Raw genomic sequence first — 21,323 nt, 5'->3', positions numbered from 1 at the left:
TTTGACCTTCGATCCGCCAATCCGGAGACCTTTCCCATGAACATCCTGCGACGCCTGTTTGATTTCATCTATTTCGCATCCGGCGCCCTGGCTGCCGTCAGTCTTGTCGCGATCCTGCTGCTGATCGTGGTGCAGATGGTTGCCCGCTGGACCGGCGAGGTTTTCCCCGGTGCGGCAAGCTATGCCGGCTATGCGATGGCCGCCGCCAGCTTCCTCGCTTTCGCCAACGCGCTGAACCGTGGCGCGCATATCCGCGTATCTGTGCTGCTGAACGCCCTGCCCGCAGGCCCGAAACGGCTGCTTGAAATATGGTGCTTCGGCCTTGCCGCGGCGATTGCGTGGTATTTCACCTACTACGCCTATTGGTTCGTCTACTGGTCGTGGAAATTCAACGAAGTCAGCCAGTCGCAAGACGCCACATCCTTGTGGATTCCGCAGTCGGTGATGGTTGTGGGCGGCGGCATCCTTGCCATCGCGCTGACCGATAACCTGCTCTATCTGATCGTAAAAGGCGAACACCGTCTCACCCGCGATCTTGTCGATCAAAGTTTTGGGGAGTGACGCTGTGACGGAACTTTACGCGATCATTCTGTTTATCACTGTGCTGCTGTTCTTGCTGGGCACCGGCGTCTGGGTTGGTCTGGCGCTGATGGGCGTCGCCTGGTTCGGGATGGAGCTGTTTACCACCCGCCCCGTTGGCGATGCTATGGTCACGACGATCTGGGCCTCGTCCAGCTCGTGGACGCTGACCGCGCTGCCGCTGTTCATCTGGATGGGGGAGATCCTGTTCAGGACGCGGCTATCCGAGGATATGTTCAAGGGGCTGTCGCCGTGGCTGGCGAAATTGCCCGGCGGGCTGGTGCATACCAATATCGTCGGCTGCACCGTCTTTGCCGCCGTTTCAGGGTCATCTGCCGCGACGCTGTCAACCGTGGGCAAAATGTCGATCCCCGAACTGCGGGCACGCAACTATCCCGAAAAGATGATCATCGGCACGCTGGCCGGTGCCGCCACGCTGGGGCTGATGATCCCGCCCTCGCTCGCGCTGATCGTTTACGGCGTCACCGTGAACGAAAGCATCACCGAACTGTTCTTTGCCGGCGTCCTGCCGGGGCTTATTCTGGCGCTGATGTTCATGGCCTATGTCGCCTTTATCGCGCTGACCTCGAAGGACTGGACCCCCCGCGTCGAGACAGGGATGAGCTTTGCCGCCAAGCTGCGCAACTCGCGCTTTCTGCTGCCGGTCTTCGGGCTGATCACGGTGGTGATCGGGTCGATGTATCTGGGCTACGCCACCGCGACAGAAGCGGCGGCCATCGGCGTGCTGGGGTCGCTGGCACTGGCGTTGATGCAGGGGTCGCTGAACTGGACCAGCTTTCAGGAAAGCCTGATGGGGGCGATGCGCACCTCTGCCATGATCGCATTGATCCTTGCAGGCGCGGCCTTTCTTAAGCTGTCGATGGGCTTTACCGGCCTGCCGCGTGCGCTGGCGGACGGGATCGCAGCGCTTGAATTGACGCGCTTTCAACTGCTGATGGCGCTGCTGGTATTCTATATCGTACTGGGCATGTTCCTTGATGGTATTTCGTCGGTCGTGCTGACGATGGCTGTGGTTGAACCGATGGTGCGCGGTGCGGGGATCGACTTGATCTGGTTCGGCATCTTTGTTGTGGTCGTGGTTGAGATGGCGCAGATCACGCCGCCGATCGGGTTCAATCTGTTCGTGCTGCAAGGCATGACGGATCACGAGATGGGATATATCACCAAAGCCGCCTTGCCGATGTTCCTGATCATGGTGGTGATGGTCTTTGTCCTGATCTTCTTCCCCGACATCGCGACCTGGCTGCCCGAAAATCTAAGGCAGGTGCCCCAATGACCGACTTCCCCCTGATCCAGACCGTTGGCCTGTCCGGCGTGCTGGTGCGTTTCGCCGACACGATGTCAGAGCCCGCGAACCGCGCCGCCCTGTCGTTTCGCGCCGCCGTGGATGCCGCCGACTGGCCCGAGGTGACAGAAACGAGCACCTCGCTGGTGTCCACCTTCCTGCAGATCGATCTGGTGGCGGCTTCGGTGGACACCCTGCTGGACCGGCTGCACGACCTGCTGGCAACGCGCGACTGGTACACCTCTGACCTGCCGACGGGGCGGACGCTGTGGCATGTGCCAACGGTCTATGGCACCGACCTTGCGCCACAGCTTGAAGAAGCGGCAGAGCTTGCGGGGCTGGACCCCGATGCGGCGATTGCGCAGCTGTCGCAGGCGCGCGTGCGGGTGCTGACCATCGGCTTTGCCCCCGGCCAGCCCTATATGGGCGAACTGCCGCAGAACTGGGATATTCCGCGCCAGCAGGGGCTGACAAAATCCGTCCCCGCCGGCGCGTTGATCGTGGCGATCCGGCAGCTGATTATCTTCACCAATGCCTCCCCCACCGGCTGGCGCCATATCGGGCAGACCGCGTTCAAGACATTCCGCCCGCGCAGCGACACGCCCTTTGCCCTGTCACCGGGGGACGAGCTGTGCTTCCCCTCAATATCGCGCGCCGAATATGACAAGATCACCGCGACAGATGAAACCGGCCAGGGCGGCGCAGAGACAGAGGTGCTGGCATGAGCGCGACCCTCACCATTTCCCAAGCCGGTCCCGCCCTGACGATACAGGATATGGGCCGTCCCGGTTGGCGTGCCCAAGGGCTTACAAAGGGCGGTGCCGCCGATCCCGTGGCGCTTTATGAAGGGGCCGCCCTGCTGGGCCAATCGCCCGAGCTTGCGGTGATAGAGATGACAGGCACCGGCGGGACCTTCACGGCTGACGCCGACATCCGTATCGCCCTGACAGGGGCCACCATGGCCGCCAGCATCGACGGGGATGCCATCGCCTGGAACGCCAGCCACATGCTGCCCGCTGGGGCAAAGCTGACCATTGGCGGCACCACGGGCGGCACCTATGGCTATCTGCATGTGGGCGGGGGCATCGCCTCTGACACACTGTTGGGGGCACGGGCCAGCCACCTGAGCGCAGGTCTGGGCCAGCCGCTTGCTGCGGGCGGCGCGCTGCCCCTCGGGCCGGACAAGTCGCGCGAAACGGGGCTACAACTGCCCCGCGACAGTCGTTTTGACGGCGGCACCGTGCGCGTCGTGGCCAGCATGCAGACCGACCACTTTACCGCTGATGAACGCAAACGCTTCGAGACCACCGCCTTTACCCGCGACCCGCGTGCCAACCGCATGGGCGTGCGCATGGACCACGACGGCGACGGTTTCAGCGCCGAGGGCGGTCTGTCCATCCTGTCCGAGGTCATCGTGCCTGGCGACATCCAGATCACCGGGGACGGCGCACCTTTCGTGCTGATGGGCGAATGCCAGACCACCGGCGGCTATCCCCGCATCGGGACCGTGATTCCCCGCGACCTGCCCCGCGTGGCGCAAGCCGCATCGGGCACCGCGATCCGGTTCGAATTCATCACGCTGGAACAGGCCATCACCCTCGAGACGCAGCACCGCCAAGACATCAAGGCGCTTGGCGGGCAGGTCACGCCGCTGGTCCGCGACCCTGCCAAAATCCGCAACCTGCTGGCCTATCAGCTGGTGGGGGGCGCGATCTCTGCCACCGACAACCCCTTTGAAGAGGAGCATTAAATGCCGACCGTCGATCTGAATGCCGATATGGGCGAAAGCTTTGGCCCATGGAAAATGGGCGATGATGCCGCTTTGTTGCAAATCATCAGCTCTGCCAACATCGCCTGTGGCGGCCATGCGGGTGACGCCGATGTGATGTCTGCCACAATGGCGCTGGCGCGTGACAATGGCGTCGGTATCGGTGCGCACCCCGGTTTCATGGATCTGGCCGGTTTTGGCCGCAACCGCATGTCGGTGCCACGGGGCACGCTGCAAAATCAGGTCCGCTATCAGGTCGCCGCCAGCGTCGGCATGGCCCGCAGCCTTGGCACATCGGTCCGCCACCTGAAACTGCACGGCGCGCTCGCCAATATGGCGTCAGAGGACGAGATACTGGCCCGTGATCTTTATGAGGCCGCGCTCAGCGTCGCGCCTGATCTGATCGTCATGGTGCTGGCCGCCACGGCGCAGCAGGACGCGGTGCAGTCGCTTGGCTGTAAGTGGGCCGGAGAGATCTTTGCCGACCGCGCTTATAACGACGACGCGACGCTGGTCGACCGCTCTAAACCCGGTGCGGTGATTCACGATGCGGCACTGGCGGGCGAACGGATGGTCAAAATGGTCAAAGCCGGTGCGATTTTGACCGAGGGCGGCCAAACAATTCCTGCCGCGATCGATACGATCTGTCTGCACGGCGACACCCCCGAAGCCGTCGATATTGCCCGCGCTGTCAAATCATCACTGCAAGAAGCAGGGATCGCGCTGAAATGTTTTGAAGGCCATACGGGCTAAGTCCTAAACCCAACACCTGAAACGAAAAACAGCGCCTCGAGGGGCGCTGTTTTTATCCGTTCCAGTCAGACTGGAAAGTAGTGGTGAGCCGTGATGGGTTCGAACCATCGACCTACTGATTAAAAGTCAGTTGCTCTACCAACTGAGCTAACGGCCCACTAGGCGGGTATCTAGAAAGGTGCGGCCTTGGGGTCAAGCGGAAACTTACGAAAAATTTCACTCTCGCTGGATTAGTTTCAAATGCCGCGTTATATGCGCCGAATGTATAGTGATCTGACCAACGGTTTGCCCTTCATGAAGATGCATGGGCTGGGCAATGATTTTGTCGTGCTGGATGCGCGCGAGGGTGCTGTGCGTGCCGACGGTACCCCGGCGCTCCCGAAGGTGACCCCTGCCCTTGCGCAGGCCATCGGGCATCGCCAGTTCGGCGTGGGCTTCGACCAGCTGGCTGTGATCACCAATGGCGCGGCTGATGCGCATCTGACGTTCTTTAATGTCGACGGCTCCACCTCTGCCGCTTGCGGCAACGCCACGCGCTGCATCGCGCGGTTCCTGATGGAGGAAACGGGCAAAACCCAACTGCACCTGACCACCGACCGCGGCGATCTGGCGGCGCGGGATGCAGGCAATGGGCTGACATCGGTCAACATGGGTCATCCACAGCTTGACTGGGACGAAATTCCGCTGGCACACCAGATGGATACGCTTGAGCTGCCAATCGACGGTGCGCCGACAGCCACTGGCATGGGCAACCCCCATTGCACCTTCTTTGTTGATGATGTCGACGCGATTGATCTGGCCGGTTTTGGCCCCGGTATCGAGCATCACGCGCTTTACCCCGAACGCACCAATGTGCAGATCGCCCAGATCATCGGCCCCGATCACATCCGTATGCGCGTGTGGGAACGGGGTGTGGGCATCACGCTGGCCTCCGGCTCCTCTAGCTGTGCGACGGCCGTGGCAGCGGCACGCAGAGGGCTGACAGGCCGCGCCGTGCGTATTGATCTGGACGGTGGCACGCTGCACATCGACTGGCGCGAGGATGGCGTCTGGATGACCGGCCCCTCGGCCCATGTCTTCAGCGGCGTGCTGACCCCTTCGTTTCTGGAAAGCCTGACATGAGCGCCCCGATCTTCTCGAATCACGGCTGCCGCCTGAACGCTTATGAGACCGAAGCGATGAAGGAACTGGCCGAACAGGCTGGCCTGAAAGACGCGGTTATCGTCAACACCTGCGCCGTCACCGCCGAGGCCGTGCGCAAGGCGCGTCAGGACATCCGCAAACTGCGCAAGGCCAACCCCGACGCGCGTTTGATCGTCACCGGCTGCGCCGCCCAGACCGAACCGGAGACCTTTACCAAGATGGCAGAGGTCGACGCGGTCATCGGCAACACCGAAAAGATGGTGGGCGCGACGTGGCAGGGGTTGGCGGCAGATTTCATCGGCGAGACAGAGGCGCTGCAGGTCGATGACATCATGTCGGTGACCGAAACGGCGGGGCATCTGATCGACGGATTCGGCGCACGCAGCCGGGCCTATGTGCAGGTCCAGAACGGCTGCGATCACCGCTGTACCTTCTGCATCATCCCGTATGGCCGCGGCAATTCCCGCTCGGTTCCCGCGGGGGTCGTGGTGGATCAGATCAAGCGGCTGGTCGACAAGGGCTTTAACGAAGTCGTTCTGACCGGCGTCGATCTAACCAGTTGGGGTGCGGACCTTCCCGCGACGCCCAAGCTGGGGGATCTGGTGATGCGCATCCTGCGGCTGGTGCCCGACCTGCCACGCCTGCGCATCAGCTCCATCGATTCGATCGAGGTGGACGAGAACCTGATGCAGGCCATCGCCACCGAGCCCCGTTTGATGCCGCACCTGCATCTGTCCTTGCAGCACGGCGACGACATGATCCTGAAACGGATGAAACGCCGCCACCTGCGCGACGATGCGATCCGTTTTGCCCAAGAGGCCCGCAAACTTCGTCCCGACATGACCTTTGGGGCCGATATCATCGCCGGTTTCCCGACCGAAACGGACGCGATGTTCGAAAACTCGCTCAAGCTGGTGACGGACTGCGATCTGACATGGCTGCATGTCTTCCCCTATTCGGCGCGCGAAGGCACGCCCGCTGCAAGGATGCCAGCAGTGAACGGCACGCTCATCAAGGAACGCGCGGCGCAGCTGCGTGCTGCGGGTGACGCGCAGGTCGCGCGCCATTTGGCGGCCCAACAAGGACGCGCCCATCAGGTGTTGATGGAAAGCCCCACCATGGGCCGGACCGAACAATTTACCGAAACCCATTTTGCCACCCCCCAGACCGAGGGCGCGATCATTTCGGCCACGATCACCGGCCAGAATGCAGGGCATCTGCTGGCTGTGTGAGACGTTGCAGATTGTAAACCTTTCTCCTCTAGGGTGATTCCCTAGCGAGAAAGGGTTAACATGAGCGAAATTATCGAATGGGTCCTCGAGATGGACGTGCGGGATGGTCAGGGCGACAATGTCCAACCGTTGCTTGAGGAAATGGTACAGGCTGCAGAGGCAGACAAACCGCGCACACTGCATTGCGAATTCTACATGTCCGACGACCGACGCACCTGCACTGTGCTGGAACGTTATGCGGACAACGCAGCCGTGATGGCGCATTTTGCGCAGTTCGGTGGCCGCTTTGCTGACCGGTTTACAGAGCTGTTTATGCCGGTGCGTTTAACCGTCTACGGCCCTGCCACCGCCGCGGTGATGTCCGTGCTTGCGGGCTATGGCGGTGTGCGGCTGGACCGCGTGGCAGGCTTCCACCGCTAAGCCACGGGCACCGTCGCTAGCGGTACTTTACCAGCGAGCTTGGCGACCAGCCGATTACCCCCAAAAAGAAAGCCCCCCGAACCACAATGGATCGGGGGGCTATATTCAGGCATTGGCCGTGTGAAGGAAGATCAGTCTTCCTTGTGTTTCACAGGAGCCCACAGACGTTTGTTGGTCAGGTACAGGAGTACCGACAACAGCGTCAGGAACAGAACGCCAGCAAAACCGGCTTGCTTGCGCGCCATCATCTTGGGCTCGGCTGTCCACATCAGGAAGGCCGCAACGTCTTCGGCTTCGTGGTGCAGGTCAGAATCGTGGCCGTCGTTATAGGTCACGTCATCGCCGTACAGCGGGGGTGCCATTGCGATCCAGCTGCCTTCGATTGTGGCGTGGCCATTCTCGTCCTTACAGGATTCGGGGATACCGCCGCTTGGGAACGCTGTGTTGTAGTGACCGGGGAAATCCTCGGGGGCACAGGCAGGCGCTTCTTCGTAGCCGACCATCAGGGACGCAATGTACTCGGGTCCGCCGATGCCTTTGAAGAACTGGTTGATCCCCAGACCATAAGGCCCGTGGAAACCGGCGCGCTTCTTGGCCATCAAGCTGAGGTCGGGCGCGGTATCCAACGCGAACTCAGGGAAATGGTCAACCGGCGTGCCGGGGCGTGTGTCGTCCAGCTCGGGGTCGAAGATATCAAAGTTCGCGGCATAGGCACGGACCTGATCTTCGGGAAGGTGGGGGCCACCTTCATCCGCAAGTGTACGGATCGGCACAAACTTCATGCCGTGGCAGGCAGAGCATACCTCGGTATAGATTTGCAGACCGCGTTGCAGCTGGTTGGCATCGAAGGACCCGAAAGGCCCTTCGAAAGAGAAGTCAAAGTCTTCGACATGCGCTTCGCCACCGGCGGCGAAAGCAGCGGAACCTGCAAAGCCCAAGGCGACAACAGCCGAAAGGAAGGTTTTCTTGATCATTGTCATGGTCCTTACTCTGCTGGCTTGACCAGCGTCTTGGTGCCGCCGGTTTTTGGCGCGTAATGCGCGTCAAAGTCGGCTTCGATGGTTTCAGGCTGCGGCGCTGGTTTCTCGATCACACCCAGAAGCGGCAGGATCACCAGGAAGTATGCGAACCAATAGGCCGAAGCGATCAGCGAGAAGCTGGCATAGGGCTCTTCCGCAGGCATGGCACCCAGCCACATCAGCGCGAAGAAGTCGATCACCAGCAGCGCGAACCACCACTTGAACATGGGACGATAGCGGCCCGAACGAACCGAGGATGTGTCCAGCCAAGGCACCAGTGCCATCACCGCGATCGCACCGAACATCGCCAGAACACCAAAGAACTTGGCGTCGATGATGCCACCGGTCACGAAAGACGCAATCTGAACAACCCAGACTTCGGCAGTAAAGGCACGCAGGATCGCGTAGAACGGCAGGAAGTACCATTCAGGCACAATATGCGCAGGCGTCGAAAGCGGGTTCGCCTCGATATAGTTATCGGGGTGGCCCAGATAGTTCGGCATGAAACCCACGATCGCAAAGAAAACAACCAGGATCACGGCCAGCGCGAACAGGTCTTTCATCACGAAGTAGGGCCAGAAGGGCAGCGTGTCTTTCTCTGCGTCTTCCTTGCTTGTGCGACGGACCTCGACACCCGTGGGGTTGTTGTTCCCGGTGGTGTGGAAGGCCCAGATGTGCACGATCACCAGACCGGCAATCACGAAGGGCAGCAGGTAGTGCAAGCTGAAGAAACGGTTCAGCGTGGCGTTATCGACCGCAGGCCCGCCCAGCAGAAGCGTTTGCAGGCTTTCCCCGATGAACGGGATCGCACCGAACAGACCGGTGATAACCGTTGCGCCCCAGAAGGACATCTGACCCCAAGGCAGAACATAGCCCATAAAGCCGGTTGCCATCATCAGAAGATAGATCAGCATGCCGACGATCCATGTGATTTCACGTGGCGCTTTATACGACCCGTAGTACAGGCCGCGGAAGATGTGCGCGTAGACCGCAACAAAGAACAGCGACGCGCCATTCATGTGCAGATAGCGCAGCATGTAGCCGCCGTTCACGTTCCGCATGATGTGTTCAACGCTCGAGAAGGCGACATCGACATGGGGTGTGTAGTGCATCGCCAGCACGATGCCCGTCACGATTTGCAGTGCCAGACAGAACGTCAGAACAATGCCCCAGATCCACATCCAGTTCAGGTTCTTCGGTGTCGGGATCATCAATGTGTCATACAGCAGCCCAACAACGGGAAGACGGGTGTGCAGCCACTTCTCTCCGTTAGATTTCGGCTCGTAATGGTCGTGAGGAATTCCAGCCATTCCCGTTCTCCCTTAACCTAGTTTGATCGTGGTTTCATCCACGAATTCTGCGATTGGCACCGGCAGGTTGCGCGGTGCTGGCCCTTTGCGGATACGGCCCGCAGTGTCATAGTGCGACCCGTGGCAGGGGCAGAACCAGCCGCCAAAGTCACCTGCGTCGCCCAAAGGCACGCAGCCCAGGTGGGTACAGACGCCCATCATCACCAGCCAGTCTTCTTTACCGGCCATGGCGCGGTTTTCATCCGTCGCGGGGGCACCGGCTGCGATGTTGGCGTTCTCTGCGCCCGGATCGGGCAGCTCGGACATTTCAACGTCACGTGCCTTGGCGATTTCTTCTTCGGTACGGCGGCGGATGAACACCGGCTTACCCAACCATTTGACCGTGAGCTGTGTACCTGGCTCAACAGCGGACACATCGACGCGGATGGACGACAGCGCCTTCACATCTGCGGATGGGTTCAACTGATTGACCAATGGCCAGACTGCCGCGCCGACGGCGACCGCACCTGTACCAGCTGTGGCGTAATAGAGGAAATCCCTCCGGGTGCCTGCGTGATCTTCTGCTTGGGACACGGGTTAACTCCAAATCGAGGGCCTGACGGCCATTAAATCAAGGGGCGGCGCTGACGCACCTCCCACAATTCTTTTGGTTACTAGCGGGCTGCGTCGCGCACGTCCAGATACCTTTGTCGCGCAAACCGTCGCAGTGTTGCATTCCTTCAAGGGTGCAGACCGGATTTTTTGCGCTTTTATCCTGCCGGAGGGGCAGTGGCCTGCATGGATGCTCGCGAATCAAAGCGGCGCGCCCAATCGGCCAAGGCGTCGTTTCCCTTACGCCAATTGCGCGCGTCATGCCGGAAATCAAGGTATCCCAAAGCGCAGCCGACGGCGATCTGCCCCATATCCAGCGGACCGGAAAGCTGACTGATCCAGCGTGTATTCAGCGCCGCGCACGCCCGTTCGATCTTGGACCACTGACCCTCGACCCATTCCGGCATCTGATTGCCTTCGGGGCGCATCCGGCCCTCGTAGACCATCGATAGGGCCGCATCGAGCATACCATCCGCCGTTGCCTCAAGCGTCAGCGTGTCCCAGCGGCGGTTGCCCGTGGGATAAAGCTTGCCGCCCGCGCGATCATCCAGATAGGCGCAGATCACACGGCTATCATACAGCGCAGGCCCCTCGTCGCGCACCAGTGCCGGTACTTTGGCTAGCGGGTTGTTCGGCAGCAGCGCGGCATCAGGCGCCAGCGGCGTGGTCGAGATATTTTCAAGCGTCACATCTTCGATCTGGCCGGTTTCGTGCAGCAATACCATGACCTTGCGGACATAGGGCGATGTCGGGGAATAGGATAGTTTCACGGGTGTCTCCTCCTCGGGGTTTGGGCGAACTATCACCGTCATCCGCGCGCGGTGCAATCGCTTGTTGATCAGGTGCCTTTTGCCGCGCGCATCTGGTCGGCCAAACTGCCTGTTCCCGCGCCAAAGCCGTGCGCCTCTACCCCGTCGGCAGCGGCCAGTCGCACCGCATCGGGTTTATTCTGGCTCAGCTTCCACGTCCCGTCGACGCCGGTGATCCGCATCCGGCAGGGCACGATCATGCGCATCATTTTCTGCATGGTCAGGGGGTTCATCTTGGCGGTAGTCCACGGCGGCTTGGGCAGCAGGCGGTCCTCGAACCAGGCAGACTGGCGATCCAGCAGGTCCAGCAGCTCTTCTTGCGGGCGCAGCTCTAGCGTGCCGGTCAGATGCACCGCCACATAGTTCCACGTCGGCACCTGATCGTCGATGTCGTACCAGTCGGGCGAGACATAGCTATCGCCCCCGCTGATGGCGAGCTTGACCGGCAACGTGGATTTGAGCGCCCGCGCAATCGGGTTTGACCGGACCAGATGCAGATCCGCCTGATCCCCTGCTTCGTTCAGCAAAAACGGGACATGGCTGATCAACGGGCCGTCGCTGCCATTGGCTGCAAGCACGCCAAAGCTGCGGTCGCGGGCAAAGGCGATGTTCTTGGCGGTGTCGGCGTCGTGGTAAACGGGATTCGGGTGCATAACGTAGGGTCCAAACTGCAAACGCGCTTTTGGTATTGCAGACGCGCCCCTGCCTTGGCAACGTATCCCTATTCTCAGGGCGGGGCGCAATTCCCCACCGGCGGTATGTGGCCTCAGTGCCACGAGCCCGCGAGCGCTGGCGACATCCCTTCGGGATGCGCCGGGTCAGCAGATCTGGTGAGATGCCAGAGCCGACGGTCATAGTCCGGATGAAAGAGAATGCGTTTGTTGCGGCCCCTTGGGGCCGTCCGCAATCGTGATCGCCTTGGGTGACTTGTGTCGCTGACGTAAAAAAGGAGATCACTATGACACACACCCGCTACGCCTTTGTAAAAGCACGCTGGCACGCCGATATTGTAGATCGTGCCTATGACGGGTTTTCCGAAACCATCCCCGCTAGCCAGATCGATGTTGTCGATGTCCCCGGCGCGTTCGAGATGCCGCTGATGGCGCAAACCCTCGCCAAATCGGGCAAATACGATGCGGTGATCTGCGCGGCCTTCGTGGTCGATGGCGGCATCTACCGGCATGATTTCGTGGCGACAGCCGTGGTTGACGGGTTGATGCGCGTAGGCCTTGATACGGGCGTGCCCGTGCTATCCGTATCGCTGACGCCGCACCATTATCAGGAAACCGACCACCACAATGCGATCTACCGCGCGCATTTCGTCGAAAAGGGCCGCGAGGCCGCTTCGGCAGCGCTTGGCATCGTCGCGGCGCGTCAACTGCTTGACGCGTAAGACGGGTTTACTGCGCGGGCCTGTGCGTCAGGCCCGCTGCGCCCCGATGCTGGCGATGCCCAGCACATCCAGCACTTTGGCCTCGATATGTTCGGCGTTCATCCCCGCGACCGCATACATATCCGCGGGGCTCGCCTGATCGATAAATATATCGGGCAGCACCATAGACCGGTATTTCAGCCCCGCGTCGAACACGCCCTCATCCGCCAGAAGCTGTGCCACATGACTGCCAAAACCGCCGATTGCACCCTCTTCGATGGTGATCAGCGCCTCGTGATCGGCGGCCAGCGACAGGATCATCTCGCGGTCCAGCGGCTTGGCAAAGCGGGCGTCGGCAATGGTCGGTGTGATCCCCTTGGCCCGCAGCGCCTCGGCGGCTTTTTCCACCTCTGACAGGCGCGTGCCAAAGGACAGCAACGCCACGCGCTTGCCCTCGGCGATGATGCGCCCCTTGCCGATCTCCAGCGGTTCGCCGCGTTCGGGCATGGTCACGCCCGCGCCTTCGCCACGCGGGAAGCGGAAGGCAATCGGCCCGTCGTCATAGGCCGCGGCGGTGGCAACCATATGCACCAGCTCTGCCTCATCCGCGGCGGCCATGACGACGAAATCGGGCAGGTTCGCCAAAAACGCCACGTCAAAGGCACCGGCATGAGTGGCCCCATCGGCCCCCACCAGCCCCGCGCGATCAATCGCAAAGCGCACCGGCAAGCGCTGGATCGCCACGTCATGCACCACCTGATCATAGCCGCGCTGCAGGAAGGTCGAATACATCGTGCAGAACGGCTTCATCCCGCCCGCCGCCAATCCGGCAGAGAATGTCACACCGTGCTGTTCCGCGATGCCCACGTCAAAGCACCGGCTGGGGTAGCGTTCGGCGAAAAGGTTCAGCCCTGTCCCATCCGGCATCGCGGCCGTCACGGCGCAGATCTTGTCGTCTTTTGCAGCCTCGGCGATCAGGCTGTCCGCAAAGACGCGGGTATAGCTGGGCGCGTTTGACGGCGCTTTCTTTTGCTCGCCCGTCAGCACATTGAACTTGGCGGTCGCGTGGCCCTTGTCACGGGCGGCTTCGGCGGGGCCATAGCCCTTGCCCTTTTTGGTGATCACATGGATCAGCACCGGTCCCGTCGCCCGCGCCTTGACCGTGCGCAACACCGGCAGCAACTGGTTCAGGTCATGCCCGTCAATCGGCCCGAGATAGGAAAACCCAAGCTGTTCGAACAACGTACCGCCCACGGCCATGCCCTTGAGCATATCCTTGGCGCGCTTGGCCCCTTCGCGAAACGGGCCGGGCAACATGCTGACAGCGCCCTTGGCCGCGGCTTTGAAATCCTGAAACGGCTCTTCGGCATAAAGACGGCTGAGGTAGGTCGACATCGCCCCCACCGGCGGCGCGATCGACATCTCGTTGTCGTTCAGGATGACGAACATCCGTTTTTTCAGATGACCCGCGTTGTTCATCGCCTCATAGGCCATGCCCGCCGACATCGACCCATCGCCGATCACCGCAATCGCATCGCCCAGACCTTCGGGGACATTGCCGCCCAGATCACGCGCCACCGAAAAGCCCAAAGCCGCGCTGATAGAGGTCGACGAATGCGCAGCACCAAAGGGGTCGTAGGGGGATTCACTGCGTTTGGTAAATCCGCTCAACCCGTCTTTCATCCGCAGGGTGCGGATACGGTCGCGGCGTTCGGTCAGGATTTTATGCGGGTAGCACTGGTGGCTGACGTCCCAGATCAGCTTGTCCTTGGGCGTATCAAACACCGAATGGATCGCGACCGTCAGTTCAACCACGCCCAGACCCGCGCCCAGATGGCCGCCCGTCTCTGATACGGCAGAAATCGTCTCTGCCCGCAGTTCATGGGACAGTTTCACCAGCTCTGCATCCGAGAAATTCTTCAGATCGGCAGGGCGGTTCACCCGGTCCAAAAGGGGCGTATCTGGTCTATCGGTCATCTGGCTCTCCACCGGATCAGCTTTTGCGGGCAATAACGAAGCGGGCCGCGTCTCGCAAGGTTTCGGCGTCACTGCCGTAGGGGGACAGGGCATCACAGGCAGCATCGACAAGATCACGGGCACGGGCGCGGGCGGGGTCCAGCCCCAGCAGCGACACAAAGGTCGCTTTGCCCGCATCGGCATCCTTGCCCACGGCCTTGCCCACCGTGGCGGCATCGCCTTCGACGTCTAGAATGTCATCCGCGATCTGGAACGCCAGCCCGAGGTTGTGCGCATAGCTGCGCAGCGCGGCGGCATCATCGCCCGCCATCACCGGCCCCGCCGTCGCGGCCCATTCGATCAGCGCACCGGTCTTGCCGGCCTGAAGCGTTGTGATCTGGTCCAGCGTCAGCGGCTGGCGCGCGGTTTCGGCGGCGATGTCCATCGCCTGCCCGCCCACCATGCCGCGCACACCGGCAGCCCGCGCCAGCCCCGTGACCAGCGCAACCCGCTCAGCGTCGCCGCAGCCCGTTGCCGCGACCAGTTCAAACGCCAATGTCTGCAGCGCATCGCCCGCCAGAACCGCCGTCGCCTCGTCCCATTTCACATGGACCGTGGGTTGACCCCGACGCAGGGCGTCATCATCCATACAAGGCATGTCATCATGCACCAGCGAATAGGCGTGCAGCGCCTCGATCGCGCCGGCGGCGGGGGCGGCCTGCGCGTCCATCACCCCGTGCAGCCGCGCACTTTCGATCACCAGAAAGGCCCGCAGGCCCTTGCCGCCTGTCACGGCATAGCGCATCGCCTCGGCCACGGTGCCGTCCAACCCGCCAAGCCCGTGCAGGATCTGGCCAATCGCCAGATCCGCAGCATGGGGCATGGCCGCATGAAACGGTTTGCGCGTCAGCTCTGTCTCAAGCGAGATGTCAAACCCCGCCAACGGGAGCCACTCCGACAGGGTTGCCGTCGCCATCCAGCGTGATCTGCGCGACTTTCTCTTCGGCTTCCTTCAGCTTGGTCTCGCAGCGTTTCTTGAGCTTGGCCCCGCGTTCGTAAAGCGAAATGCTTTCATCCAGCGCCACATCGCCGCGTTCCAGCTGGCCCAGAACCTTTTCCAGTTCGGCCATCGCTGCCTCAAAGCTCATCTCTTCTACCGGAGTATCCGTCATTGCCGTGAATCCCATCAATCAAACTTGGCCTGACCATAGCCCGCCCGCGCCATGGCTTCCAGTGACCGTGCCGATTTCTTGGGCGCAAATTCTCTTACGCCACGACACCACATTTACCGCCAAGGCAGCGGGTGATCAGTCGGGGGCGAGCATATAGCCCGCGCCGCGCACGGTTTGCAGATAGCGGGGCTGTTTGGGATTGTCTTCGATCTTGCGGCGCAAACGGGTGATCTGCACATCGACAGCACGTTCCTGCGCCTGCCCGCGGTCACGGCCCAGTTCCTCCACCAGTTTTGACCGGCTAAGCGCAGCACCCGGTTGGGCCGCGAAAATGCGCATCAGCTGGATTTCGGTGGCGGTCAGCCGCACCAGATCGTCGCCCTGCCACAGCTCTCCGCGTTCGATGTCATAGCGGATCGGCCCCATCGACAGCACCTTGGGCGCGGTATCAGCCACGCGGGTGTCGGGCATACGCCGCAGGATCGCGTTGATCCGCAACAGCAGCTCTTTGGGTTCAAACGGTTTGGCAAGGTAATCATCCGCCCCCGCTTCCAGCCCTTCGATCCGGTTGCCCGTCTCGCCCTTGGCGGTCAGCAGCAGGATCGGCGTTTGCATGTCTTCGCGCAGGCTGCGGGTCAGGCTTAGACCATCCTCGCCCGGCATCATCACATCCAGCACGATCAGGTCAAAATCCAGCCCCGCCAGAATACGCCGCGCATGGGCGGCATCGCGGGCCGAGGTCACAAGGAATCCGTGCCGCATCAGGAACTTCTGCAGCAGCGTGCGAATACGTTCGTCGTCATCGACGATCAGCAGGTGTGCGTCGGCCTCGTTCACGCGCCGTTTTCCTTCAGACGGGTGTAACAATGGTGCATTTCGGGGTCCATCATCGCCTCTAGCACGGTGCGGAAACCGGCGACCGCCTCGGGGCCCGCGTCGCGGAACGCACTGCGCATCCGCATCCGTTGTGCATCAGACAATGTCTGTTCGAGCGCGCGCCCGGCGTCAGTCAGATACAAGTGCCGCTCCCGCTTGTCTGCTTTTCCCACTTGGCTTTTGACAAGACCATCGGCGATTAGCGTGCGCAATACACGATTAAGGGATTGTTTTGTAACACCCAAAATCCCCAGAAGGTTGTTTACCGTTGTGCCCGGCGCCCGGTTGATAAAGTGGATCGCACGGTGGTGCGCACGGCCATAGGCCATATCCACAAGGATCTTGTCAGGGTCGGCTGTAAAACCGCGGTAGGCAAAAAACATCGCCTCGATCCCCTGCCGCAGCTGTTCATCCGTCAGGAACAGCAGGTTCTCGCCCGTGTGTGATGATGGGCCGCGTCCGTCTGCCATTATACTCTCCCCTTGCTGCGCCAAGAGCTTACGTCAGCGTTATTGACTTTCCAAGAGTCAAAGGCTATCGAATCCCATGTTTTGCGTAATTATATGTCTGCACGCAGCGGGTTTCACGCAATTTTCATAAATCCCGAGGTGCTTTGAGGAAGGATACATCATGGACGGCGCATACGACGATCGCGACGGCAAAATCTGGTTGGACGGTAAAATGGTCGATTGGCGCGACGCCAATGTCCACATCCTGACCCACGCCATGCACTATGCGTCATCGGTGTTCGAGGGCGAACGCTGCTACAATGGCAAGATTTTCAAAGGCCGCGAGCATTCGGAACGGCTGCGCAAATCGGCGCAATACCTCGACTTCGAAATCCCGTATTCCGTGGACGAGATCGAAGCCGCAAAATACGAAATGCTCAAGGCGAACGGCTGGACCGATGCCTATGTCCGTGCGGTCGCGTGGCGTGGTGCCGGCCCCGACATGGGGGTCTCGGCGGCGCGCAACCCTGTACGTCTGGCCATCGCGGGCTGGGAATGGGGCAACTATTACGGCGACGCCAAGATGAAGGGCGCCAAGCTCGACATCTCGAAGTGGAAGCGCCCGTCGCCCGAAACGATCCCCGTGCACGCCAAAGCAGCGGGCCTGTATATGATCTGCACCACCTCCAAACACGCGGCAGAGGCCAAGGGCTGTTCCGACGCGCTGTTCATGGACTACCGTGGCTATGTGGCCGAAGCGACCGGCGCGAACATCTTTTTCGTCAAGGACGGCGAAGTGCACACGCCACTGGCCGATTGCTTCCTCAACGGGCTGACCCGTCAGACCGTCATCGGGATGCTCAAGGAAAAGGGCCTGACCGTGCACGAACGCCACATCATGCCGGAAGAGCTGGAAGGCTTCGAGCAATGCTGGCTGACCGGCACCGCGGCCGAGGTCACACCCGTCGGACAGATCGGCGACTACACCTTCGAGGTCGGCGCGCTCACCCGCGAGATTTCGGAAGACTACGAAAAGCTCGTCCGGTCCTGAACTGCCCCATCAAAACAAACGGCGCGAGGGGATCTCCCCCCGCGCCGTTTTCATATCCGCGCCTGCGGTGCAGCACGTCGTATTAGTAAAGCGCGACCGGATTGATCATCGCCTGTACCGTGCCCTTGATCAGCGGCTGCCCGAGCACAAACATGAACTCTTGCACGCCTTCCGCGACCAGCGGGCCTGTGTTCATCGTCTCCAGAATATAGATGCCGTTATCCTTGAGCAGCGTGACATGGCCATAGAACACCTTGTCCCCCTCTTTCGGTGGAATGGCTTCTAGGCCCCATGTGTCTGCGCCCACGGCCATCGGGTTCATCGATGCCATAAACACCGCGCCTTCGTTATTCAGCCCCGGTTCGGTGGACCCCCAGGCCGTCGGGTCGCTTTCCATCATGCCGTCGGTCCAGCCCGTGTGAAACAGCACGATATCACCTTCGTTTACCGTGATCTGCTGCGCCTCCATCGCGGCGGTAATCTCTGCCTCGCCAAAATGCTCACCGGCGGCCAACACATCTTTGCCCATGTGCTTGGCCATATCGATGATCACGGCGCGCCCGACCAAGGGCGGCACGGCATGCGTTCCCAACTTGGTCAGGCCGCTGATCGCCGAGATTTCCTTTTCGTCCAGGCAGTTATAATACATCCCGTCTTCGCCCAGATGCCCAAGCCCGTCCAACTGCGACCCGATACCGATCCAGGTTTGCAGCAGATCGTCGTTATAATTGCCCTCGTAGCCAAAGGACGACAGCTTTTGGCCGCCGTGCTGGTTCGGCTGGACCACCTGAAGGCTCAGCGAACGGGGCGGGAAGGCAGGTGTATCCGGCCCGATCACGATCCCGAGCGGCATCGATTTGCCCTGCTTGATCAGCTTGGCGGCCTGCAACGTGCGCTCGGTCGAGATCAGGTTCGCCGATCCCAGCTGGTCGTCAGGGCCCCAATGCGAATGGTCACAGTCTTGCGCCCATGCGGCAGATGCCCCGACGCCGATGGACACGGCAGTTGCGATAATCTTGGTAAATTTCATCTTTCTTCCCTCCCAGAAAACAGGGTGCAGCACCGACGGGATATCCGCTGCTCCACACCCTAGAGGGTTAGGCTAACATGAAATTCAATCAGGGCACGTAATTTCAACCGGTCAGCTGGGCGTTCCCTGCGGCGTGCTGCTGGCCTTGGATTTGGATCGATCCAGTCCCAACTGCCGTTCCCGCCAGATGATCGCGGCACCGCCGGCGATGACCAGACCGGCACCGATTAGGATTGCAGGCGTCGGGATTTCGCTGAAAAGCACCCAGCCGATCAACACCGCGAACAGCATAGAGGCATAGTCGAACGGGGCCAGCATCGACACCGGGCCAAAGCGGTAAGAGGCCGTGATCATGATCTGTGATACCCCGCCGATCATGCCCGACAGGATCAACAGCGCCGAGACTTGCCAACCGGGGTTCACCCACCAAAGCGGCTCCCAGTTGATCACCATGCCTGCGGGCAGCGTGAGGAACGACAGGCAGGTTGCGGTGAGCGAGAAATAGAACACGATGGCCGCCGTGCTGTCGGTTTGCACCAATCGGCGCACGTGGATCTGGACAAGCGCGCGCATGATCGACGCGGCAACCACCATCATCGCGCCCAGCATGGCAAGCTGCGACACACTATCCCCGCCTACGGTAAAGCGGGGGTACAGAACGATCAGCACGCCGATCAACCCCACGGCCACCGCAGACAGTCGGAACACACGCACCTGTTCGCCCAGGAATATCGCGGCGAAGATTACCGTGAAAAGCGGCGTGGCATAGCCGATCGCGGTGACCTCTGGCAGGGGCAGCAGGCTAAGCCCGGCAAAGGTCAGCGCCATCGCCGTGGTCCCGAAAACGCCGCGCCAGACGTGACCCATCAGATTGCTGGGCTTCAGCCCGTCGCGCAGGTCGCCGCTTTGCCATAGCCACAGGATGATCATCGGGAAGGCAAAGAACGACCGGTAGAACACCGCTTGGGCGGCGGGCACGGTTGCCGTCGCGATCTTGATGAGGGCCGCCATGACCGAGAACAGAAAGACTGCCCCCAGTTTAAGGGCGATGGCCCGGCCGGGGCGGTGCTCTGTCGTGGTGCTTTGCATGGCGCATGCTTGCGCCTGCAGGTTTCAAGTTGCAAGACCCCGCGTCAACTTGCGCGTCGTATTCCCGCCAACATGCGGAAAATCCAAGCGTTCCGCGCGACTTAGCCGATGATGCCGCGGTTCTCGCCAACCTGACCGCGGTGCAACAGCATATGGTCAAGCAGGACGCAGGCCATCATCGCTTCGCCCACCGGCACGGCGCGGATGCCAACGCAGGGGTCATGGCGGCCTTTGGTAATGATCTGCGTATCTTCGCCGGATTTGGTGATTGTCTTGCGCGTGGTCAGGATGCTTGACGTTGGCTTGACCGCGAAACGCAGCACGATGTCCTGACCGGTGCTGATGCCGCCCAGAATACCGCCCGCGTGGTTCGACGAATAGACAGGGCCGTCGGGGCCCATGCTGATCTCGTCCGCGTTCAGCTCTCCGGTCAGCATGGCGGCGGACATGCCTTCGCCAATCTCCACGCCTTTGACGGCGTTGATGCTCATCATCGCGGCGGCAAGATCGGTGTCGAGCTTGCCATAGACCGGCGCGCCAAGGCCCGCGGGCACGCCGCGCGCTGTCACCTCGATGATCGCACCGACGGAGGATCCGGATTTGCGCAGACCGTCCAGATACGCCGCCCACTCTTCTGCCGCTTTGGCGTCGGGCACCCAGAACGGGTTTTGTTCGATCTGGTCCCAATCGAACGCATCGCGGTCGATCTTGTGGGGGCCCATCTGCACCATGTAGCCGGTGATCTGCACATTCGGCGCAATCGCCTTGATCGCTTCGCGCGCAAGTCCACCCGCCGCCACACGCGATGCGGTTTCACGTGCCGAGGACCGCCCGCCCCCGCGATAATCGCGGATGCCGTATTTCTGGAAATAGGTGATGTCGGCGTGACCGGGCCGGAACTTGTCCTTGATGTCGCCGTAATCTTTCGACCGCTGGTCGGTGTTCTCGATCATCAGCTGGATCGGCGTGCCGGTGGTGACACCTTCGAACACGCCCGACAGGATGCGCACCTCATCCGCCTCGCGGCGTTGTGTGGTGTATTTGTTCTGGCCGGGTTTGCGCTTGTCCATCCAGTGCTGGATCATCTCTTCGGTGATCGTCACACCGGGAGGGCAGCCGTCCACCGTGGCCCCCAAAGCAGGCCCGTGGCTTTCGCCCCAGGTGGTCACGCGGAAAAGATGGCCAAAGCTGTTGATCGACATGGGCGGTGCTCCTTTGGCGGTGATCCTTAACGGGGGCTGCACCATGCCTCAAGGGGTTTCACCTTGCGCGCGGGCGACAGGCGTTCTACCGATAAGACACCTCGGGGGGCCTGACAGGCTGAGATGTGCGCGCACGGACCCGTTGAACCTGAACCGGTTAACACCGGCGGAGGGAAGGTCTGGATACACCTCCAAC

Annotated in this window: 23 protein-coding genes, 1 tRNA gene and 2 riboswitches; of the genes, 10 read left to right on the top strand and 14 right to left on the bottom strand. The window is 61.2% G+C overall.

All coding sequences use genetic code 11. From position 1 onward, the window contains the following. Positions 1-36 precede the first annotated feature (36 nt). Genes SJY36_RS01015 through SJY36_RS00995 form a run of 5 tightly spaced genes read left to right on the top strand, consistent with a single transcriptional unit; the run spans position 37 to position 4,406 of the window. On the top strand, positions 37-561 hold the full coding sequence (locus SJY36_RS01015; RefSeq protein WP_386172512.1) for a TRAP transporter small permease: 525 nt from the start codon (positions 37-39) through the stop codon (positions 559-561). A gap of 4 nt (positions 562-565) precedes the next feature. Beyond that, the gene (locus SJY36_RS01010) at positions 566-1,876 is read left to right on the top strand and encodes a TRAP transporter large permease (protein WP_386172510.1); all 1,311 of its coding nucleotides are present in this window, start codon (positions 566-568) and stop codon (positions 1,874-1,876) included. Continuing rightward, positions 1,873-2,610 (top strand): allophanate hydrolase subunit 1, encoded by a 738-nt coding sequence (locus SJY36_RS01005; protein WP_005850971.1) that lies wholly within the window; start codon positions 1,873-1,875, stop codon positions 2,608-2,610. Before SJY36_RS01010 ends, SJY36_RS01005 begins: the two co-directional genes overlap by 4 nt. Next, entirely contained in the window at positions 2,607-3,635 is a 1,029-nt protein-coding gene (locus SJY36_RS01000) for a biotin-dependent carboxyltransferase family protein (protein WP_386172507.1), read from the top strand. The genes SJY36_RS01005 and SJY36_RS01000 overlap by 4 nt, the downstream gene beginning before the upstream one ends. Further along, on the top strand, positions 3,636-4,406 hold the full coding sequence (locus SJY36_RS00995; RefSeq protein ID WP_132997445.1) for a LamB/YcsF family protein: 771 nt from the start codon (positions 3,636-3,638) through the stop codon (positions 4,404-4,406). Between the two features lie 81 nt (positions 4,407-4,487). On the opposite strand, the gene SJY36_RS00990 is transcribed toward SJY36_RS00995, so the two are convergent. Continuing rightward, positions 4,488-4,563, bottom strand: a tRNA-Lys gene (locus SJY36_RS00990). A 104-nt stretch (positions 4,564-4,667) separates the two neighbouring features. Between SJY36_RS00990 and dapF the strand changes: the two genes are divergently transcribed. From dapF to SJY36_RS00975, 3 genes are read left to right on the top strand one after another with little or no spacing between them, the layout of a single operon-like run. Further along, the gene (gene dapF / locus SJY36_RS00985; RefSeq protein WP_386176411.1) at positions 4,668-5,528 is read left to right on the top strand and encodes a diaminopimelate epimerase; all 861 of its coding nucleotides are present in this window, start codon (positions 4,668-4,670) and stop codon (positions 5,526-5,528) included. Beyond that, the gene (gene mtaB / locus SJY36_RS00980) at positions 5,525-6,781 is read left to right on the top strand and encodes a tRNA (N(6)-L-threonylcarbamoyladenosine(37)-C(2))-methylthiotransferase MtaB (protein ID WP_386172505.1); all 1,257 of its coding nucleotides are present in this window, start codon (positions 5,525-5,527) and stop codon (positions 6,779-6,781) included. The genes dapF and mtaB overlap by 4 nt, the downstream gene beginning before the upstream one ends. A 60-nt stretch (positions 6,782-6,841) precedes the next feature. Beyond that, complete coding sequence (locus SJY36_RS00975) at positions 6,842-7,201, top strand: putative quinol monooxygenase (protein WP_386172503.1); 360 nt, start codon at positions 6,842-6,844, stop codon at positions 7,199-7,201. Between the two features lie 131 nt (positions 7,202-7,332). Here the strand turns inward: SJY36_RS00975 and SJY36_RS00970 are convergent, their stop codons facing one another. From SJY36_RS00970 to SJY36_RS00950, 5 genes are all read right to left on the bottom strand, one after another. Continuing rightward, entirely contained in the window at positions 7,333-8,181 is an 849-nt protein-coding gene (locus tag SJY36_RS00970) for a cytochrome c1 (protein WP_386172501.1), read from the bottom strand. A gap of 5 nt (positions 8,182-8,186) precedes the next feature. Further along, positions 8,187-9,530 (bottom strand): cytochrome b, encoded by a 1,344-nt coding sequence (petB, locus tag SJY36_RS00965; RefSeq protein ID WP_005850964.1) that lies wholly within the window; start codon positions 9,528-9,530, stop codon positions 8,187-8,189. 12 nt (positions 9,531-9,542) lie between these two features. Then, complete coding sequence (gene petA / locus SJY36_RS00960; RefSeq protein WP_037942947.1) at positions 9,543-10,103, bottom strand: ubiquinol-cytochrome c reductase iron-sulfur subunit; 561 nt, start codon at positions 10,101-10,103, stop codon at positions 9,543-9,545. Positions 10,104-10,279: 176 nt separating this feature from the next. Beyond that, complete coding sequence (locus SJY36_RS00955) at positions 10,280-10,891, bottom strand: glutathione S-transferase (protein WP_386172497.1); 612 nt, start codon at positions 10,889-10,891, stop codon at positions 10,280-10,282. A 68-nt stretch (positions 10,892-10,959) separates the two neighbouring features. Beyond that, positions 10,960-11,583, bottom strand: coding sequence for an FMN-binding negative transcriptional regulator (locus tag SJY36_RS00950; protein ID WP_386172494.1), 624 nt, complete (start codon positions 11,581-11,583; stop codon positions 10,960-10,962). 66 nt (positions 11,584-11,649) lie between these two features. Beyond that, positions 11,650-11,808, top strand: a riboswitch (FMN riboswitch). Between the two features lie 80 nt (positions 11,809-11,888). Between SJY36_RS00950 and SJY36_RS00945 the strand changes: the two genes are divergently transcribed. Beyond that, positions 11,889-12,323 carry a 6,7-dimethyl-8-ribityllumazine synthase gene (locus SJY36_RS00945; protein WP_005850960.1) on the top strand — a complete coding sequence of 145 codons (435 nt, stop codon included), beginning with the start codon at positions 11,889-11,891 and terminating at the stop codon, positions 12,321-12,323. 27 nt (positions 12,324-12,350) lie between these two features. Here the strand turns inward: SJY36_RS00945 and dxs are convergent, their stop codons facing one another. The 5 genes from dxs to SJY36_RS00920 form a co-directional block, all read right to left on the bottom strand. Then, positions 12,351-14,279, bottom strand: a complete 1,929-nt coding sequence (gene dxs, locus SJY36_RS00940; RefSeq protein WP_386172491.1) for a 1-deoxy-D-xylulose-5-phosphate synthase — start codon at positions 14,277-14,279, stop codon at positions 12,351-12,353. Positions 14,280-14,295: 16 nt separating this feature from the next. Next, on the bottom strand, positions 14,296-15,234 hold the full coding sequence (locus tag SJY36_RS00935; RefSeq protein WP_386172488.1) for a polyprenyl synthetase family protein: 939 nt from the start codon (positions 15,232-15,234) through the stop codon (positions 14,296-14,298). Then, positions 15,188-15,430, bottom strand: coding sequence for an exodeoxyribonuclease VII small subunit (locus SJY36_RS00930; protein ID WP_005850957.1), 243 nt, complete (start codon positions 15,428-15,430; stop codon positions 15,188-15,190). Before SJY36_RS00930 ends, SJY36_RS00935 begins: the two co-directional genes overlap by 47 nt. Positions 15,431-15,565: 135 nt before the next feature. After that, positions 15,566-16,267 (bottom strand): response regulator, encoded by a 702-nt coding sequence (locus SJY36_RS00925; RefSeq protein WP_005850956.1) that lies wholly within the window; start codon positions 16,265-16,267, stop codon positions 15,566-15,568. Further along, positions 16,264-16,776 carry a MarR family winged helix-turn-helix transcriptional regulator gene (locus SJY36_RS00920; protein ID WP_005850955.1) on the bottom strand — a complete coding sequence of 171 codons (513 nt, stop codon included), beginning with the start codon at positions 16,774-16,776 and terminating at the stop codon, positions 16,264-16,266. The genes SJY36_RS00925 and SJY36_RS00920 overlap by 4 nt, the downstream gene beginning before the upstream one ends. A gap of 160 nt (positions 16,777-16,936) precedes the next feature. Between SJY36_RS00920 and SJY36_RS00915 the strand changes: the two genes are divergently transcribed. Next, the gene (locus tag SJY36_RS00915; protein ID WP_005850954.1) at positions 16,937-17,806 is read left to right on the top strand and encodes a branched-chain amino acid aminotransferase; all 870 of its coding nucleotides are present in this window, start codon (positions 16,937-16,939) and stop codon (positions 17,804-17,806) included. 82 nt (positions 17,807-17,888) lie between these two features. Here the strand turns inward: SJY36_RS00915 and SJY36_RS00910 are convergent, their stop codons facing one another. The 3 genes from SJY36_RS00910 to aroC all read right to left on the bottom strand — a co-directional run bounded on the left by SJY36_RS00910 (position 17,889) and on the right by aroC (position 21,127). After that, complete coding sequence (locus SJY36_RS00910; RefSeq protein WP_386172485.1) at positions 17,889-18,836, bottom strand: cyclase family protein; 948 nt, start codon at positions 18,834-18,836, stop codon at positions 17,889-17,891. 111 nt (positions 18,837-18,947) lie between these two features. Beyond that, complete coding sequence (locus SJY36_RS00905; protein ID WP_037942940.1) at positions 18,948-19,925, bottom strand: DMT family transporter; 978 nt, start codon at positions 19,923-19,925, stop codon at positions 18,948-18,950. A gap of 101 nt (positions 19,926-20,026) precedes the next feature. Then, a complete protein-coding gene (aroC, locus tag SJY36_RS00900) occupies positions 20,027-21,127 on the bottom strand; it encodes a chorismate synthase (protein ID WP_132997436.1) in 1,101 nt (366 codons plus the stop codon). Between the two features lie 92 nt (positions 21,128-21,219). After that, positions 21,220-21,319, top strand: a riboswitch (TPP riboswitch). Positions 21,320-21,323: the final 4 nt, after the last annotated feature.

Origin of the sequence: Sulfitobacter sp. R86518, from assembly GCF_042466275.1 — a bacterium.
Classification (GTDB): Bacteria; Pseudomonadota; Alphaproteobacteria; order Rhodobacterales; family Rhodobacteraceae; genus Sulfitobacter; species Sulfitobacter pontiacus.
The sequence above is the reverse complement of the archived record's forward strand: the minus strand, read 5'-3'. Positions and strand labels throughout refer to the sequence as shown.